The sequence below is a fragment of the Fructobacillus parabroussonetiae genome (assembly GCF_018437265.1).
Lineage (GTDB): Bacteria > Bacillota > Bacilli > Lactobacillales > Lactobacillaceae > Fructobacillus > Fructobacillus parabroussonetiae.
Window position 1 is genome coordinate 1 of record NZ_JAAMFL010000007.1, and the last position, 17,580, is coordinate 17,580.

Annotated in this window: 14 protein-coding genes, 1 pseudogene and 1 riboswitch; of the genes and pseudogenes, 3 read left to right on the forward strand and 12 right to left on the reverse strand. The window is 48.4% G+C overall.

The annotated features are described in order from the left end of the window. Nucleotides 1-114: 114 nt before the first annotated feature. From G6R30_RS04320 to guaB, 5 genes and pseudogenes are all read right to left on the reverse strand, one after another. Nucleotides 115-960: a GA module-containing protein gene (locus tag G6R30_RS04320; RefSeq protein ID WP_213821836.1), complete on the reverse strand. Its 846-nt coding sequence runs from the start codon at nucleotides 958-960 to the stop codon at nucleotides 115-117. Beyond that, on the reverse strand, nucleotides 960-1,085 hold the full coding sequence (locus G6R30_RS04325; protein ID WP_213821838.1) for a KxYKxGKxW signal peptide domain-containing protein: 126 nt from the start codon (nucleotides 1,083-1,085) through the stop codon (nucleotides 960-962). Before G6R30_RS04325 ends, G6R30_RS04320 begins: the two co-directional genes overlap by 1 nt. Nucleotides 1,086-1,433: 348 nt before the next feature. Then, nucleotides 1,434-2,975 (reverse strand): glutamine-hydrolyzing GMP synthase, encoded by a 1,542-nt coding sequence (gene guaA, locus G6R30_RS04330; protein ID WP_213821840.1) that lies wholly within the window; start codon nucleotides 2,973-2,975, stop codon nucleotides 1,434-1,436. Between the two features lie 2 nt (nucleotides 2,976-2,977). Next, nucleotides 2,978-3,898, reverse strand: a complete 921-nt coding sequence (locus G6R30_RS06220; protein ID WP_238476794.1) for an IMP dehydrogenase — start codon at nucleotides 3,896-3,898, stop codon at nucleotides 2,978-2,980. Between the two features lie 6 nt (nucleotides 3,899-3,904). After that, a pseudogene (guaB, locus tag G6R30_RS06225) lies at nucleotides 3,905-5,008 on the reverse strand (IMP dehydrogenase); the annotation flags it as partial. Between the two features lie 87 nt (nucleotides 5,009-5,095). Further along, nucleotides 5,096-5,192, reverse strand: a riboswitch (purine riboswitch). A gap of 148 nt (nucleotides 5,193-5,340) precedes the next feature. Here guaB and G6R30_RS04340 point away from each other — a divergent pair. Then, on the forward strand, nucleotides 5,341-5,838 hold the full coding sequence (locus tag G6R30_RS04340; RefSeq protein WP_213821844.1) for a GNAT family N-acetyltransferase: 498 nt from the start codon (nucleotides 5,341-5,343) through the stop codon (nucleotides 5,836-5,838). Nucleotides 5,839-5,876: 38 nt separating this feature from the next. On the opposite strand, the gene G6R30_RS04345 is transcribed toward G6R30_RS04340, so the two are convergent. The 3 genes from G6R30_RS04345 to leuS form a co-directional block, all read right to left on the reverse strand. Beyond that, a complete protein-coding gene (locus G6R30_RS04345; RefSeq protein ID WP_213821846.1) occupies nucleotides 5,877-6,860 on the reverse strand; it encodes a YitT family protein in 984 nt (327 codons plus the stop codon). 134 nt (nucleotides 6,861-6,994) lie between these two features. After that, nucleotides 6,995-9,256 (reverse strand): oligosaccharide flippase family protein, encoded by a 2,262-nt coding sequence (locus tag G6R30_RS04350; RefSeq protein WP_238476792.1) that lies wholly within the window; start codon nucleotides 9,254-9,256, stop codon nucleotides 6,995-6,997. A 73-nt stretch (nucleotides 9,257-9,329) separates the two neighbouring features. Continuing rightward, nucleotides 9,330-11,762 (reverse strand): leucine--tRNA ligase, encoded by a 2,433-nt coding sequence (gene leuS, locus G6R30_RS04355; RefSeq protein ID WP_213821848.1) that lies wholly within the window; start codon nucleotides 11,760-11,762, stop codon nucleotides 9,330-9,332. Between the two features lie 306 nt (nucleotides 11,763-12,068). Here leuS and G6R30_RS04360 point away from each other — a divergent pair, with 306 nt between their 5' ends. Continuing rightward, nucleotides 12,069-12,611, forward strand: coding sequence for a class I SAM-dependent methyltransferase (locus G6R30_RS04360; protein WP_213821850.1), 543 nt, complete (start codon nucleotides 12,069-12,071; stop codon nucleotides 12,609-12,611). Between the two features lie 60 nt (nucleotides 12,612-12,671). Beyond that, on the forward strand, nucleotides 12,672-12,806 hold the full coding sequence (locus G6R30_RS06270) for a hypothetical protein (protein WP_274381106.1): 135 nt from the start codon (nucleotides 12,672-12,674) through the stop codon (nucleotides 12,804-12,806). Between the two features lie 75 nt (nucleotides 12,807-12,881). Here the strand turns inward: G6R30_RS06270 and G6R30_RS04365 are convergent, their stop codons facing one another. From G6R30_RS04365 to G6R30_RS04380, 4 genes are all read right to left on the reverse strand, one after another. Next, entirely contained in the window at nucleotides 12,882-13,052 is a 171-nt protein-coding gene (locus tag G6R30_RS04365) for a hypothetical protein (protein ID WP_213821852.1), read from the reverse strand. 188 nt (nucleotides 13,053-13,240) lie between these two features. Then, nucleotides 13,241-14,428 (reverse strand): elongation factor Tu, encoded by a 1,188-nt coding sequence (tuf, locus tag G6R30_RS04370; protein ID WP_213821854.1) that lies wholly within the window; start codon nucleotides 14,426-14,428, stop codon nucleotides 13,241-13,243. A 227-nt stretch (nucleotides 14,429-14,655) separates the two neighbouring features. Further along, nucleotides 14,656-15,570: a hypothetical protein gene (locus G6R30_RS04375; protein WP_213821856.1), complete on the reverse strand. Its 915-nt coding sequence runs from the start codon at nucleotides 15,568-15,570 to the stop codon at nucleotides 14,656-14,658. Between the two features lie 89 nt (nucleotides 15,571-15,659). Continuing rightward, nucleotides 15,660-17,486 (reverse strand): ribonuclease J, encoded by a 1,827-nt coding sequence (locus G6R30_RS04380; RefSeq protein ID WP_213821858.1) that lies wholly within the window; start codon nucleotides 17,484-17,486, stop codon nucleotides 15,660-15,662. Nucleotides 17,487-17,580: the final 94 nt, after the last annotated feature.

Here is a 17,580-nt window from a genome sequence, read left to right on the forward strand (position 1 = left end):
AAGTGACAGAGAGGAACGACCTTCTTGATAGAGGGCAACAATGGCATCTTTGAATTCCTGTGAATAACGTGGCCTTTTAGTCATGTGCTGATTTCCTTTTTAGTCTTGGGATAATTATACAGTGGACGATGCATAAAATCTGTCCATTTTATCAGCATACGAGCAAGCAGCCTTCTTATCAGCATCCGTTGCATCATTTGTGATTTTATTCAGATCGTTAACGAAATCTTTGTTAGTGTTTTCACCATCAATTTGATTATTGTAACCAGACTTCTGATCAGGTGTTAAGTTATCAAGAGAACTGATTGTACCTTTTGAATTAATCTTCAGTTGAGCCAGCAAAGCATCGTTAAACTGCGGACCAAAGTCGTTATAACCAACTGTTCGAGCGGCCTGGAAAATTGGGTGATAACCCGTTGTATCCGTATCAGAAGAGTACATTCCAGTCATCTCGTCTGATGACAAGATTTTAACAGGATCAATTGTCATCTTCAGCGTATACAATCCACCTAGCTGTTGACCCGCATCAAAACCACTACTGAAGACACCGTTCTTTGCTTCCAATGTCGTATCAGGCGCAGCACCCTTGATACTAGAAGTTAACAAATGAACGTCACTTGTTTTGCTTGACATCGACTGTGAAAAAGCCAAATCAAAGTATGACTTACGTCCCTCCCCTTTCAAAGCAGGAGAATTGTACTCAAGTGTCATCGTGAATTTCTTAGTTGTCGAATCATAGGTCAAACTCTTATAAGCGAAGGTATTTTGTGTCTTTTCTTGGTTAATTTCACTCGCATTTGACCATTTTGACTGCACACTCTCAGGAATACTATTGGATGTTGGCAATGTCAACGCACTATAGTGCTGAAAATAGGTCTGATTCTGACCAAACCAAAATGGTGATGAAGTACTATCATCCGCCGATGCCTTAATGGCGGTTGGGAATCCTGGTAAGGTCATCAAGCCGGCGGCACTTGGGCACCGGCCCCAAGTGTTAATCCGATGACGGCGGCAAAGAGCCAAATTTTGCCGGACTTATACATCTTCACGTGTTCTTTTAACGAAAAGTTTTTTTGATCCTTCATGATCATTCCCCCAAAATAGTCCATTTTCTGCAACCAAAAAGGCTAAGAAGAAGACCTTGCTTGCAAGCAAGGCACTCTTTCTTAGCCATTGTCTTGTAAGGGCGTCTTTTTGAAGGCGTAGATATAAAACGATGGTTCAGACTTTTTTACATCTCTATTGTAACGCCATCGTGTCGAAACGGTACTTTTTTAACGAGAAAGTTACCTTTAGGTAACTATAAGGACATTGCGATGTAACCTTTCTGTAACACAGTGTGAACGACTTTGTTACATAACTTTCAAAGCGCATAAAAATCGCACCCTTAAATAAGGCGTGCGATTTTTGTCTTCTCTCTCAATGTGGGTTGCTTATTCCCACTCCACCGTTGCGGGTGGCTTCGCCGTAATATCGTAGACGACGCGGTTAATGTGATCCACTTCATTGACGATTCGTGAGGATACCTTTTGCAAGAGATCCCATGGCAAGCGAGCAAAGTCCGCCGTCATCCCGTCAATGGACGTGATGGCACGGATGGCAATCGTGTACTCGTAAGTACGGAAGTCGCCCATGACCCCAACGGATTTGTTGTTCGTCAAAACCGTGAAGTACTGCCAGACGGAATCTTCCAAGCCGGCCTTTGCAATTTCGTCACGAAGAATCCAGTCGGACTCACGGACAATGGCCAAACGGTCTTCCGTAATGGCCCCCATCACGCGAATACCAAGACCAGGACCTGGGAATGGCTGACGCCAAACCAATTCGTGATCCATGTTCAGCTGCTCACCCAATTCACGCACTTCGTCCTTAAAGAGCGTGTTCAAAGGCTCAATCAATTGGAACTGCATGTCTTCTGGCAAGCCCCCCACGTTGTGGTGGGACTTAATCGTTTGGGCCGTTTCCGTACCAGACTCGATGACGTCGGTATAGAGCGTTCCCTGGGCCAGGTAATCAATGCCTTTCAACTTCGTCGCTTCGTCATTGAAAACTTCGATAAATTCGTTTCCGATGATCTTACGCTTCTGTTCTGGATTCGTCACGCCATCCAACTTCGACAAGAAACGATCCTGAGCATCGACCTTAATGATGTTTAAGCCGAACTTGCCACCGAGCATGTCCATGACCTGGTCAGCCTCGTTTTTACGGAGCAAGCCGTGATCAACGAAGATACAAGTCAGTTGATCGCCAATGGCCTTTTGCAAGAGCACCCCAACGACGGATGAATCCACACCGCCGGAAAGGCCGAGCAGGACTTTTTTATCGCCAACTTCAGCACGAATCTTTTCGATCTGTTCATCGATGAATTCCGCCATCGACCAAGTGGCCTTAGCACCGGCCACGTTCATCACAAAGTTCTTGATGATTTCTTTTCCATGCTCGGACAAAGTCGTTTCCGAGTGGAACTGAACACCGTAGATGCCGGCTTCATCGTTTGCAATGGCCGCAATCGGCGTCTTTGACGTCGAGGCCGCAACCTTAAAGCCGTCAGGCAACTTCGTCACATTGTCGGAGTGCGACATCAAGACGACCTGCTTTTCAGGCGTGCCAGCAAAGAGCTTTGAAGGCGCCGTCAAGGTAATTTCGGTTTGACCGAACTCTCCGTTGCCCGGGTTAGCTTCGACTTTGCCGCCCAAGTGCCAGGCAATCAGCTGCATCCCGTAACAAACACCCAAGACCGGGATTCCCAATTCGAAGATCTCGGGATCGATGGTAAAGGCGTCTTCGTCGTAAACGGACTTCGGACCACCCGACAGGATGATTCCCTTTGGATTGTATTCCTTGATTTCTTCAACCGTCATCTTGTTGGACTTCAGTTCGGAATAGACACCGAGTTCGCGGACGCGGCGGGTAATGAGTTGGTTGTACTGAGAACCGTAGTCCAGCACTAAGATTTTGTCATTTGAAATGGCCATCTTTAATCTCTTTCCTGTTCAACGTAGTTCGGCGCTTTTTTCGTAATTTCGACATCGTGTGGGTGTGATTCCTTCAACCCGTTATCCGTGATTTGGACGAACTGTGCGTCTTCTTTTAGCTGGGCCACATTGTGTGAGCCCGTGTAGCCCATTCCCGCACGCAAGCCACCATCGATTTGGAAGATGGCGTCTTCTGGAACTTCTTCTTTCATCAGATAATCTGAGACCATCACGGCATCGGCTCCAGCAGCGATGGCTTTGACGACGTCACCGGAATAGTGGATGCCCCCTTGAGCAATCACAGCCGTTTGGCGATCTGCCAAGGCTTCGGCCAAAGTCATCACCGTCGTCAAGAATGGGTAGTGGGTATCGTCAGCCCAGGCCGAATCATTGGCACGACCGGCAATCACGGCATCGGCACCGGCTTCGGCCAATTGCTTGGCAATCGCTGGATCTTCCACCGTTCCAACAATCAAGGCCTTGGAACCAATCAAGGCCTTTGTTGCCTTCACATCGGCGATAACGCTGAAATCAAAGGCTTTTGGCAAGTAAAGAACCAAGGCATCAATGGCCTCGTTTGCCAAAGTCGCCACGCGTTCATTATGATCAGCGGTCAACCAAACTTCGGCAGCCAACTTCGACACCCCATCGGTGGCGCGAATTGACTTTAGAAGGTCGACTTGGTCAGCGACCAATTCCGTGGCGGGCACAATGCCCAGACCACCGGACTGGCTCATGGCCGTGGCCACTTCTTCGGCCTTGCCGTCGGTCAGGTCGCTGGCCAGTAATGGATTGGCCAGTGCTAAGTCCAAAAGCTTGGTTTGGAGGTCTACCTTATGGGGCAAGACGTTGGAAGCTGCTGGTACCAGCAGCGTTTCATCATAGCCCAAACCATGCTTGGCCAAGTCGGCATCGTCTGCCATCAACCCTGACTGGTAATCATACGTCGTTGTCGTCTTTTGAATCGAGGACGCATGGGTGATTGCTTCTTGAATCGTCTCGGCGCCCATCTTTGCCAAACCATCACGCAAGTGCGTCAGGATTGGCTGGAGAATGTCCTTCAACTCGCCCTTATAAGCCACGCGAGCCTCGATTCCTTCCGGCACCATCTTCTTGGCTTCGTTCACCTCACCCTGGAAGTAGCGGTCCTTCGAACCGTTTTCCATGGCAGCAATCGAGCCCATGCCCCGGTAGAACTTAAACTTCTTACCGTTTTCCTCAAAGACATCGCCCGGCGTTTCCTTCGTTCCAGAGAACATCGAACCCATCATCACGGCGTTACCACCCATGGCAATGGCCTTCAAAATATCATTTGCCGTCTTCGCCCCACCATCGGCGATAATGGCTTTGTTACGACACTTGGCTTCCTTTGCCGCATCGCGAATGGCTGACAGCTGTGGCACACCGATTCCGGCAACCACACGGGTTGTACAAATCGAACCAGGGCCGATTCCAATCTTAACGACATCGGCACCGGCGTCATAAAGCGCTGCCGCACCTGATTCAGTGGCAATGTTTCCAGCGATAATATTCAACTCTGGAAAAGCCGCGCGAACTTCGGAAACTTTGCGAAGAACCCCTTCGGAATGGCCGTGGGCCGAATCCAAGATGATGGCATCGACACCGGCTTCAACCATGGCTTTGGCACGATCCACCGTGTCATTGGTCACACCGACCGCACCGGCAACCAGGAGACGGCCTTTGTCATCAAGGGCAGCCATTGGCGTCTTGTTCAGATCAACAGCTGTTTCTTTGACCTTCTGGATTTCTTTTGCCTGATCAGCAATCGTCATGTTTTTGTGCACAACGCCCAGGCCACCGAACTGTGCCAGGGCAATGGCGAATGGTGCTTCGGTCACCGTATCCATGGCTGCAGAAAGCAGTGGAATGTTCAACTTCAAGCTAGGCGTTAAGGCCGTCTTGAGCGAAACGTCGGCGGCGGGGACTGCATTGCCCTGTTCACCAGTCATTGCCATATCATCAAAAGTCAGGCCCATCGGCACAAACTTGTTTTTCATCTGAAATGCTGCCATGATTCTCCTTCATTCAACCGATATTTGCACCAAAAAAGGCATTCCGCTATCTTTTACCAGATCCGCAGAATGCCATTGAAAAAAGTCTTTTCAAAAACAATCACGGATAGTCACGACTTTTGGGGCGTGGTAGAGACTGCTGGCCATTTTCCAGCGATATATCTGTTCGTTTTTAATTGAGTTGTTAGATTTATTATACAGATGACGGGCAAAGAATTCAAGTGATCTTCCCCCGTCAAACAAGACGATTATCGCCCTTGCTTTTGTTCTCATTTTATTTTAATATTTTATTAACGTACACAACTTTATTGTCTTTAATTGAGGAATCCTTCATGAAAACTTTCCAGTCCGCAGCCGGGCTAGTTCAAATTAAACCCATCCAGGTGAAATACGCCGCGCCACTCTTTCAGGCGATTGTTGACAGTCGCCCGGCCATTGGCGACTTTCTCCCCTGGGCAATGGATCTTTCCTTAAAGGACGAAAAGGACTTTTTGCTCCGGGAAAAGAACCGGCAGTTCGAGGGCCAGCCCCTCGTTTTCGCTTTAGTGGTTGCTGGGCAGCCGGTCGGCATGTTGGACCTACACGCCGTTAACGAAGCGAAACGTTCGGCTGAAATCGGCTACTGGATCAGCCAGCAGTACCAAAACCAAGGAATCGTCAGCCGGGCCGTTGAGTTGATCAGCGAACACGCCTTGACAAGGCTCGCCCTAGGCCGCTTAGTCCTTCGAATCAAGGAAGAGAATCAAGCGAGCCGACGGGTGGCCGAAAAGGCCGGCTTTATCGAGACAGGGCTTGTTGACGATTTTCTCTGTTATGAACGCTGCCAATAAAAAAGTGAACCGGCTTTGCCCGGTTCACTTTTTTGCTTTTAAGCGTCTTTTTGATTTTCTTGGAGTTGTGCTAGCTGGTCTTCGAGCTGTTGCTCGGCTTCCAACTGGGCGTCGATGGTCACGGCCTTTGGCCCGATGGACTTTTTCATTTGGAGTTGCCGGTCGGCATCCCAGAATTCACCCGAAACCGAAACCGTCGACAGCAAATTAATGAAGGCTTTTGGATCGACCGAGTGGACGGCTTCTTGCATTTCGAACAATTCAAAACGCGACAAAACCATCATCAAAGTCGTCGATTCACGCTTGGTATAGGCCCCAGACGATGGCAAAATCGTAATGCCTCGAATGAGGTCCCGGTGCAAGACGTCGATGACCTCTTCGCCCTTTGAGGTCACAATCAGAGCCGTCACCTTTTGATAGCCGGTATACAAGGTATCAATCACCTGCCCGGTCGCATAAATACCGATCAAGGTATACATGGCGTTTTGCCAGCCGATAAAGAAGCCGGCGATCAACACAATGATGCCGTTGGCGACGTTTGAAAAGGCACCAATTGATTTTCCCGTACGCTTTTGAATGATCAGCGCAATGATGTCAAAGCCACCCGTTGAAAAGCCATAACGCAAAGCCAGTCCGACTGAGGAACCGACCAACAAGCCACCAAAGAGCGAGGCAAGCAGCGGTTGTGTGGTAAAGGCTTGCGTTGGCAAGAAAATCAAGAGAATGGAGACGACCACCGCGTTAATAAAGGACAGGATGGTAAACTTACCCCCGACCATCTTGAAGCCGACTATTCCAATTGGAATATTAAAGAGCAGGAAGAAAACACCCGTTTGAATGTGTAAGCCAAAGAATTGGTTGGCCGACAAAGACATCAGCTGGGAGATTCCGTTCAAACCAACCGAAAAAATGTTGTTTGGAATCAAGAAGTAGTTCAGTCCGACCACTTGAAGGGCAACGGACACAAAGAAAAAGATGATGGTTAGCGCAACCTTACGCCACTTTTTCGTTTGCTTTTTCATGGTGCACAACCTCCTTACCTGCGTTTTGTTCACGAATCCAATCATAACACAGAATGACAGCGTCTATAAGGGGGTGCACCAGAGAATTTTCTGCACGAAAAAAGGCGTCTTGCATGAACAAGACGCCCAGTTTATTAGGATTGAATCCGTCCCCGGTTGAGCACCTGTCTCAAAAGCCCGAAACGATTATATAGGTAGACCAAGGCCCCTGCCCCTACCAAAACGGCAAGAAAGGTAGCCAGACCAGCCCCTAGCTTGGAATTTGCAGAAAGCAAGAAGGCCGTCGAGAATTTGGTCGTCAAGTAGGCCAAAACCGCCATGATTGCAGAAGCCAAGTAAGCCAACAGCAAAGTCTTTTTCATGGCAGCAAAGGACAAGCGGTAATGCTTAACCAAGAAGGCCAGCATGGCATAGAGTGACCAACCAAGACCAAGGCCAGTCGCGATTAAGGCGCCCATCCCCTGGAAGAGGTAAATCAAGGGGATTTGGCTAACGACTTTGATGAGCAAGCCGTAGCCAAAAAAACGCATGACGACTTTGCCTTCAGACAGTGCCTGCAAGACAAAGGCCAGCAACATGAACAAGGCCATAATAATCGTCAACAAGGCCGAGAACTGCAAAAGATAAATTCCCGCCTGAGCCGTGTCATCAATTGGGTAGAAGAACTTGTAGAGCACGTCGGAAATGGCATACATCCCCAAAGCCGATGGCAACAAGACCAGCGCCGTCAGTTGCAGCGTCGCCACCAGCTGTTGCTTCAGTTCGGCCCCCGCCCCCGCCGCCTTCTTAGCAGCGAGGATTGGCAGCGCCGTTGCCGCAATTGACGTGGCAAAGGAAATCACAATCATCACCAGCTTATTCGGGTTGGCGGAAAAAAGGGCAAATTGCACCTGCAGATTATCGGCATTGGTGTGGAAAAACGCCTTCATCAGTGGGAAGAAGGAATACTGGTCGACGAAGAGGAACAAGTTGGTCGAAGCCCCAATAATGACAAAGGGCCAAGACTCCTTCAAAATGTCTAAGACCAGCGACTGCGCCTTTTCCGGCTTAAAGAAGGACAGAAGGTTCGCCTTGGCTTTGGACTTTTTCTGGTAGACTAGGCTGCCGTTTGAAACCGGCTTGTCCGGGTGGAGCAAGTTCTTGTAGCGAATCCAGCCATAGGCCAGAACCAAAATGGCAAAGAGTGCCCCGATAAAGGCGGCAAAGGTCGCCTGCACGACGGCGCCCGTCCAGTTGGAGCTGTCATGGCCAAGGACCACCCAAGTAGCTAGCAACAGGTAAATAATCCGTCCAACCTGCTCGACAATCTCAGACAGGGCGGAAATATGCATCAATTGGTGGCCCTGGAAGATTCCCCGGACCATCGACATGGCTGGGAAAACGAACACGGCTGGTGCCAGTGAATGCAAGACGGGCACGACGTTTTCATTCCCGTTTGATAGAACCGGCGCTGCCACGTAGAGCAAAAGGGCAAAGACCAGTCCCAGCAAGGTCCCAATTTGAAGCGATTGCTTGGTCAACGACCAGAGGCCGTCTTCATCCTCTTTTGCAATTAACTGGGCCATGACTTTTGAAATCGCCGATGGGAAGCCAAAAGTGGCCACCGAGAGCAAGATTCCGTAAATGTTATAACCCTGAGAAAAAAGCGCGTTCGCCTGGTTGGCTGCCGCTCCCAGCATGGCCAACCAGGGCAAAATGAAGGCCGCCCCCAAGAGGCGGGAGACAATGTTTCCAAGGGATAGCCAGAAAGAACCACGAACAAGGGCCTGGTTATCTTGATTCGTCTCCTTCGAACTCGTCGTAGCAATCGTGCTTTTCAAAGTGGTCGAGGCGGTCGCCGTCGCACTGCTGCTGACGGCAGCTGCCGCCTGGGCCGAAGCCGTTGCGGCCTTGGCATCGGCCACAAGGCGACTTGTGTCTTCTTCGTTGTCGGTGAGCGAAGGCTTAGCCTGATTGGTTCCTGCCTGATTGGTTTCCGCTTGCTTCGCTGGTGACGGCTCTGCTGGTTTCGTTTCGGCTGCTTGAACGCCTTCTGCTTCGACTTGGCTGATGGCCTCTTCTTCATCGGCTGCTTGGTCGAAATTTTGCATGGGCCAGGCAGCCAGTGAACCTTCTGCCTTCTTTTCAGCTTCTTGCGCTGACGGTTGTGGCTCACTTGCCCTAGTCGATACCTCGTGATCCGCAGCAGTGTTTTGCTGGCCGCGGGCGATCAACCGACGAACTTCCTCGTCGTCTTCTTTTTGTTTACGGGATTTAAAAAACGACCACTTACTCTCCTTTTTTGGCTGCAAGTTAATCTCGAGTTTTTCCAAAAGCTCTTCAGCCGTCAAATACTGCCCGTCAACTTCGGTCTGATTGACACGGCCGTTTGCTTGTTTTGGATCCTTCTGGGTCATGAATGGGTACTCCTTCAATATGTACCCGAGTAATCAATTTTGACTACCCGGTTAAAGTCAACAGAGGGCAATATTATTTCGCCACAATGTTAACAAATTTGCCAGGAATGGCAATAACTTTTTTAATGTCTAAGCCCTCGAGGTACTTCTGGACTTTGTCATCGGCTTGCGCCGCTTTTTCCATATCTTCCTTGGAAGCATCAACCGGCATCACTTGCTTCGAGCGGACTTTACCGTTGACCTGGAAAATAATTTCCTTCTGGTCATCAACCAAGGCCTTCTCATCATAAGTTGGCCAAGCAACGTAAGCGATTGATTCCGTTGAGCCCGTCAACTTCGACCAAAGTTCTTCGGCCAAGTGTGGGGCAAAGGGAGCCAACAACTGAACAAAGCCTTCCATGTAGGCGGCAGGTCGCTGATCTTGCTTATAGACTTCGTTAACAAAGACCATTAACTGCGAAATCGCCGTGTTGAAGTGGAGGTTTTCCAAGTCTTCAGTCACCTTCTTGACCGTTTCGTTGTAGACCTTTTCCAAATCCTTTGACGTTCCGGCCGTCAACTTGTCCGTCAACGTGCCATCTTCGTTTAGCAGCATGCGCCAAACACGGTCTAACCAACGGCGTGATCCCGTCACCCCTTCTTCAGACCATGGCTTGTTTTGTGTCAAAGGTCCCATGAACATTTCGTAAATACGCAGCGTGTCGGCGCCGTATTCATTCACGATGTCATCGGGGTTCACCACGTTACCCTTCGACTTGGACATCTTTTCGTGGTTTTCACCAAGGATCATCCCCTGGTTAACCAACTTGTGGAAAGGTTCCTTGTTTGGCACGAGTCCAAGGTCATACAAGACCTTGTTCCAGAATCGAGCGTACAAGAGGTGCAAAACAGCGTGTTCGGCACCACCGACGTAGAGGTCGACGTTTTGCCAGTAGTCCAAGGCCTTTTTACCAGCCAAGGCATCCGGGTTCTTTGGATCCATGTAACGCAGGAAGTACCAAGAAGAGCCAGCCCACTGTGGCATCGTGTTCGTTTCACGGCGACCCTTCACGCCGTCTTCACGGGTGACCGTCAACCAGTCCTTGGCATTGGCCAAAGGTGATTCCCCCGTTCCAGAAGGCTTCATTTCATCCTTGGTCAAGCGAGGCAAACGAAGGGGCAGTTCACTTTCGGGAACCAGCGATTGCGTGCCATCTTCCCAGTGAATAACGGGGATTGGCTCTCCCCAGTAACGCTGACGGGAGAAAATCCAATCACGGAGGCGGTAGTTGACTTTTTTAGCACCGGCATCGTGTTCTTCTAACCAGGCAATCATTTTGTCGATGGCTTCTTGCTTTCCCAAACCATCCAAGAAGCCGGAGTTAATGTGGACCCCTTCGCCTGTATAGGCTTCCTTAGTCACATCGCCACCCTCGATCACGGGCTTAATTGGCAAATCAAACTTCGTGGCAAAGTCCCAGTCACGCTGATCGTGGGCAGGCACACCCATCACCATTCCGGTTCCGTATGAGGCCAGCACGTAATCAGCGATCCAGATTGGCAACTTGTCGCCGTTTACCGGATTAATGGCGTAAGCCCCGGTGAAGACCCCGGACTTATCCTTGTTCAAATCCGTTCGTTCCAAGTCGGACTTCAAAGCGATTTGCTTCTGATAAGCCGTCACAGCTTCTTTTTGCTCTGGTGTGGTAATCGTATTGACCAAGTCATGTTCTGGCGCTAAGACGATGTAAGAAGCCCCAAACAAAGTGTCGGCACGAGTGGAGAACACTTCGATTTGATCATCGTCATGGTTTTCAATAGCAAAGCGAACCGTCGCCCCGACTGAACGGCCGATCCAGTTTCGTTGCTGTTCCTTGATGGCTTCTGGCCAATCCAAGTCATCCAAGTCGTCAATCAAGCGATCCGCGTAGGCCGTAATCTTCAAGACCCACTGCTTCATTGGCTTGCGGTAGACGGGGTAGCCACCACGTTCCGTCTTACCGTCAATGACTTCTTCATTGGCCACAACCAAGCCACCACCTGGAAAGTCCGGTGCCCAGTTAACCATCATCTCATCTTCGTAAGCCAGCCCCTTCTTATAAAGCTGTTCGAAGATCCACTGTGACCACTTGTAGTACTCAGGGTCCGTCGTGTTAATTTCACGATCCCAGTCGTAAGAAAAGCCAAGCGATTGGATTTGGTTTTTAAAAGTTTGAATGTTTTGGTTCGTAAAGGTTGCGGGATCATGGCCCGTCTTCAAGGCATACTGTTCAGCAGGCAAGCCAAAGGCATCCCAGCCCATTGGATGCAAGACATTAAAGCCTTGTGCCCGCTTGTAACGGGAGACGATATCCGTTGCCGTGTACCCTTCTGGGTGACCAACGTGCAAACCCTGACCAGACGGATAAGGGAACATGTCTAAGACATAGTACTTATCCTTTGCGGCGTCTTCCGTTGCCTTAAAGGTCTTATTATCCTGCCAATAATGCTGCCACTTCTTTTCAATATTTTGGTGATCGTATCCCATGTCTTCTCCTTTTTAAATAAAAAAGCCCCACGTCAGCCCAAAAAGAGCTAACGTAGGGCGGTTGAAACCGCGGTCCCACCTACATTTTGCCAAAGTCGCCTCCGGTCTCAGTACCTTAACGCGGTATAACGGATTGACTACTACCTTCACCAATCGCGCTTTCAACCGAGTTCATAACGTTGGTTGGCAAGCTTTCAGCCCCGCTTACTTTCTGATGCTCCGTCGTTACTACTAGTGTTGAAAAGTACTGTTATTATACCACAAGATTCGCTATACTAGCAGTAGAATTCATTGGAGGTGGCCTGAATGGTCTTTTCAAACGAACGCTTCTTACAAAACTTTTTAGAAAACGAAGTCAAGACCGGTATGTTGGTCGTGGACGGCTGTGCCGGGAATGGCCAAAAGACCCGTTTCTTAGCATCTCACGTTGGTTCCGAAGGGATGGTCCTTTCCTTCCACGAAGAACGCGAAGAAGCCAACAAAACCGCCGCTTCCCTTTTTATGGCTGGCTTACAAGATCGGGTCACCGTTGAAAACGGTCGTCTCTCAGCTGATGCCTTACGGCAGGAACTCGGCCGATTGACCAAGGTTGACTTGCTCCTTCTCGATTACAGCCAAAGTACAGCCGTCGACCGGCACACCATAAACGATGAATGTGAAAGTGCCTGGCCGTTCTTAAAAGATGGCGGCCAACTCATTTTAGCCTTGCCCGTTACGGACAACCTTTCTTCTATTCAGCGAAGTGTCGTGACCGACTTTGAAGGGCCCTTCTCAGCGGCCTGTTTCACTGCAAAGGATGGGGCGACGTTGCTTTTTGAAAAGGAAAGCAGCAAAGAAGAAACCGTTTAATCAGGACTTAATCATCTCTGTTGTATAATAAAAACAGTAAATCAAAGGAGTGACAAACCAATGGCACGCATTGTTAATCAAGAAGAACACCTCAATAACCCTTTGGAAGACTTCATTTCCTTCCCCGACCCCATTTCCGAAGAGGAAAAGAAGAACCGAGCTAAGGCGTTGGGTCAACAGAAGGACGAAAAATAATTCAACAAACGCATCAACAGGCGCTGGTATCAATATACCAGCGCCTGTTTTTGTATAAGGTAAAGATGATTGCTGTTATAAAATGGCCAGTTTCTTTAATTCATCATCTGATAAAAGATCATTATTCAGCACAATCGCGCGAGCATCAGGATAAATTGAGCCGTGCAGCGCCATTGGATCATCAAAATCGATATTTTTTTCATCAATATATTTGGTTGCGTACTTAAAAGCAATCGATGGCTGCACGTTAAAAACAATTGACCAATCATAAAATTCTTCTGGTCTTATTAAATAACACGTTAAAAATAAAAAAATCGCTCATATTTTTCAATACGAGCGATTCACTATATTATTTTCATAATAAGTCGAGTCGATTATTATCTTAAGACAAAAGAAAAAAGCCTGCCAAAGCAGACTTTTTTAAAGCTAATGAATTAGCCTTCGATTTCAGTAACCGTTCCGGCACCAACAGTGTGGCCACCTTCACGAACAGTAAACTTCAATCCCTTTTCAATGGCAACTGGTGCGATCAATTCAACGTCGAACGTTACTTGGTCACCAGGCATAACCATTTCTACGCCAGCAGGCAATTCCACAACACCAGTAACATCAGTCGTGTGGAAGTAGAACTGTGGACGGTAGTTAGTGAAGAATGGCGTGTGACGGCCTCCTTCTTCCTTCGTCAAGACATAAACTTCGGCCTTGAACTTCTTGTGAGTCTTGATTGAGCCAGGGGCTGCCAAAACTTGTCCACGTTCGATTTGGTCACGGTCAACACCACGGAGCAATGCACCGATGTTGTCACCAGCTTGTGCTTCGTCCAAAGTCTTACGGAACATTTCGATTCCAGTAACCGTCGTCTTTTGGATTTCATCCTTCAAACCAACGATTTCAACTTCAGTACCAGTAGTCAAAACACCACGGTCAACACGACCAGAAGCAACAGTACCACGACCAGTGATCGTAAATACGTCTTCGACAGGCATCAAGAATGGCTTGTCATCTTCACGTGCAGGAGTTGGGATGTATTCGTCAACGGCCTTCATCAAGTCCAAGATAACTTGTTCTTGTTCCTTGTCGCCTTCCAATGCCTTCAAAGCTGATCCCTTGATTACAGGAATGTCATCGCCTGGGAAGTCATATTCTGACAACAATTCACGAACTTCCATTTCAACCAAGTCAACCAATTCTTCATCGTCAACAAGGTCCGTCTTGTTCAAGAAGACAACCAAGTGTTCAACACCAACCTGGCGGGCAAGCAAGATGTGCTCACGCGTCTGTGGCATAGGACCATCAGTTGCGGCAACAACAAGGATGGCACCATCCATTTGTGCGGCACCAGTGATCATGTTCTTAACGTAATCGGCGTGACCTGGGGCATCGATATGGGCGTAGTGACGTGTGTCAGTTTCGTATTCGATGTGGGACGTGTTGATCGTGATTCCACGTTCCTTTTCTTCAGGGGCGTTATCGATTTCAGCGAAATCAGTAGCCGTCTTTCCATCTTTTTCAGCCAATACCTTTGAGATAGCGGCAGTCAAAGTCGTCTTTCCGTGATCGACGTGACCGATAGTACCAATGTTAACGTGGGGCTTGTTACGTACGTATGTTTCCTTAGCCAATGTAGTTTCCTCCAAAAATTTATCTCTCGGGTTGTACCCAAGAAAATCGTATGTTTATATTTTACAACGCTTGACCGATAAAAACAACCGTTACAAACGTTTTTCTGGCCGATGAGCCGAAATCAATTATACTAAGTTCTTAAATTTTTGTAAACACCTTTTTATTGGTCATTTTTACGCAATCAAAAAAGGCCAAACGGCCTTTTCAACGGGGTAAATGAAACGCTTTAAGCAGCTCCTTGTTCCGCCAAGAATTGATGAACTCGCTGGTGAATGGCTGCTTGCTCGTCACTTTCAGGAAGCTCCCCTTCAAAGCGCTGCCCATTTAACATTGCCAGGTCTGCTTGCACCCAAGCAACCGGATCCGTCACGCGGTCAATTTGTGGAAAGAGCACATTCATTTCAAGATGCAGCTGATCTAAAAGCATCTGATATGCAACCGGATCTTCCTGTCCAACCATCTGATTGAGGTAATCACGAGCCGCCGAATAAACAGGGTCACGAACTGGCTTTGGATGATCACAGAGAACCGTCTGATAGCGTTTGCCATCAAGGTATAGATAATCCACCACACGGTGCAAGGAAAGGCATTGAATATCGGTCATTAATGAAACACGAATTAACGCCAAACAGTCCGGATCGAGCAATGCCTGACAGGCACCTTCTGAAAATTCATCAACTGGCAACGAAAGGGCGTCTTGATAGACCTGCTGCTGGGTCAAGGCATCGTAAGCCGCAATGTGTCGAAAGCGCCGAGCCGTATCGGCAATCCAATCCCCTCTTTCGGCACGGGCCACATCCTCGGCTTCTTCAATGGTCTGAATCCGCCGCTCCTTATCAGCGTCTTCAATCGATTCAACGGCCATTCGCCTTGCCATAATGAAGTAACTAGCATCGAGACAAAGGTCAAAATAGAACTCGTAGTCCTTCTTTTGTCCCATGTATTCGCCCACGTACTCTTTGGCAATCGTTAAGGCAGAATCCGCCTGCCCGTTCTTTGATAGTGCACCAGCAAAAAGCTTGTTATTTTCGAAGGTTCGATCACTTTGATAGACTTTGCAAAGGGCATCTGCCGCCAGTTGAAAGTCACCGTCTTCAAGTGCCTGTAGACCTTTTTCTCTCAATTGTTCAATTTCAGTCATCATAAATTCACCAATTATCACCAAATGAGCAACTTATCAATGAGTCAAAACAAAGTAAAAAAGACCCCCACGGGATCTTTTTTCTACAATTACTCACCAGCTTGTTCAGCAGGCTTTTGTTCTTGCTTTGGTCCTTGACCCTTAGATTTCTTATTCTTTGAACTTGGTTTTTGATTTTTCTTGTTTGCTGGCTTCTTACCCTTTTTATCGGGTTCGCCCTTGTGGTGCGGACGGCGGTTCTGGTTAACTTCCATCACAACCGGCATCACCATTGGGCGGCGACGGGTTTCGTTAAAGAGAAATCGTGAAAGCTTCTCACGAACACCGTTCTTCAATTCATTCCAATCGAAAGCCTTCGCGTTTTTCAGATAATCTTCAATGGCTTCAATGGTCAGCTTTCCGGCTTCCTTCATCAGGTCGCGGTTGGCTTTCACGTAGACAAAGCCACGGGAAGTCATCTTTGGCTTCGAAACGACCTTACGCTTCTTCCGGTCAATCGTCACCACGGTGGCAAAGACCCCGTCTTCTGACAAGATTCGGCGGTCACGCAGCACGACGTTTCCAATGTCCTTCAGGGAATCACCATCGATCATCGTTTCCGCAACGGTTACCGCCCCGACTTTGTCAAAAGTCGTTCCGTCATAAGCCAACTGATCACCACGCTTTGCCATGATGATCTGCTCTTCCTTCAAGCCGATTTCTTCCGCTGCTTGCTTGGCCGTTACCATCACACGGAATTCCGCTGAAACTGGCAACAGCACCTCAGGCTTCAAGAAGTTCATCAGCAACTGCAAGTCCGCCTTCGAGGCGTGACCTGAAGAACGCAAATCCGTTGAGATCTGCTTCACGTTGGCGCCCTTCTTAAAGAGCATGTTGCGCGTTTGGGCAACGTAGGATTCAACAGCAAAGGCCGGGTTAGTCGTGATAAAGACCAAATCGTTGGCCCCAATGTTGACGACGGGATCTTCCCCATTGGCCATCTTGTGCAAGGCCTTGACCGGTTCGCCGAGCTTACCCGTTTCGAGAACAACGGTTTGGCCATCTGGCAACTGGTCGAGTTCCTTTTCACTGGCAAAGAGCGTGTCCTTTGGCTCTGGCAAAGTCAACAGGTTCAGATCAAGGGCCGTTTTAACAATCTTTTCGGCATCATGACCGGTCAATACCAAGCGGCGCTTTGTCTTGGCCGTGGCATCAATCACTTGCTGGACCCGTTGAATGTTTGACGCAACGGCAGCAACGATAATTCGCTTGCCCTTTGCTTCTTCAAAGGTTTCTTGAATGTATTCGTGAATCTGTCGTTCAGAAGCCGGTGCCTTGACCGTTTCTTCCGTTCCAGCCGCATCAGCCAACAAGGCCAAGACAGGCTTTTGACCGATTTCGGCCAAACGCTGATAGTTGGTTTGATAGGCCGCTTCAACCGTCTGGTCAAACTTAAAGTGACCGGAATAGACAATCTGTCCTTCTTCAACCGTCATAACAATCCCCAGAGCTTCGGGAATCGTGTGGGTTGTGTTAAAGAACGAAAGCTTCACGTCACCAAAATCAATTTCGGTTTTTTCGTTAACCACGTGAAAGTCGTCAAAGCCCTGAATGGCTTTTTCTTCTTCGATGGCAATTTTGGCCAAGGCAATCGTTAATTCCGAACCAAAAACAGGTGCTTGAATCTGTTGCAACAAGTATGGCAAGGCCCCAATGGCATCTGAGTGGCCATGGGACAAGAATATCCCTGCAATTTTGTCTTGGTTTTGAATCAAATACTCAAAATCAGGAATCACAACGTCGATTCCTAGCTGTTCGGTATCTGGATACTTCAAACCGGCATCCAAAATAAAGATTTCGTCATTAACGGAAACCGCGTACATGTTCTTTCCGTTTTCGCGAACACCCCCAAGGGGCAAAATATTTAAATCAGTCATAATGTTTCCTTTGTTCGTGTTAAATTTTCTTATCACTTGAGTTTCGCATGCTGCCACAACTCTTGTCTCGATTTATCAATTATTATTATTTTAG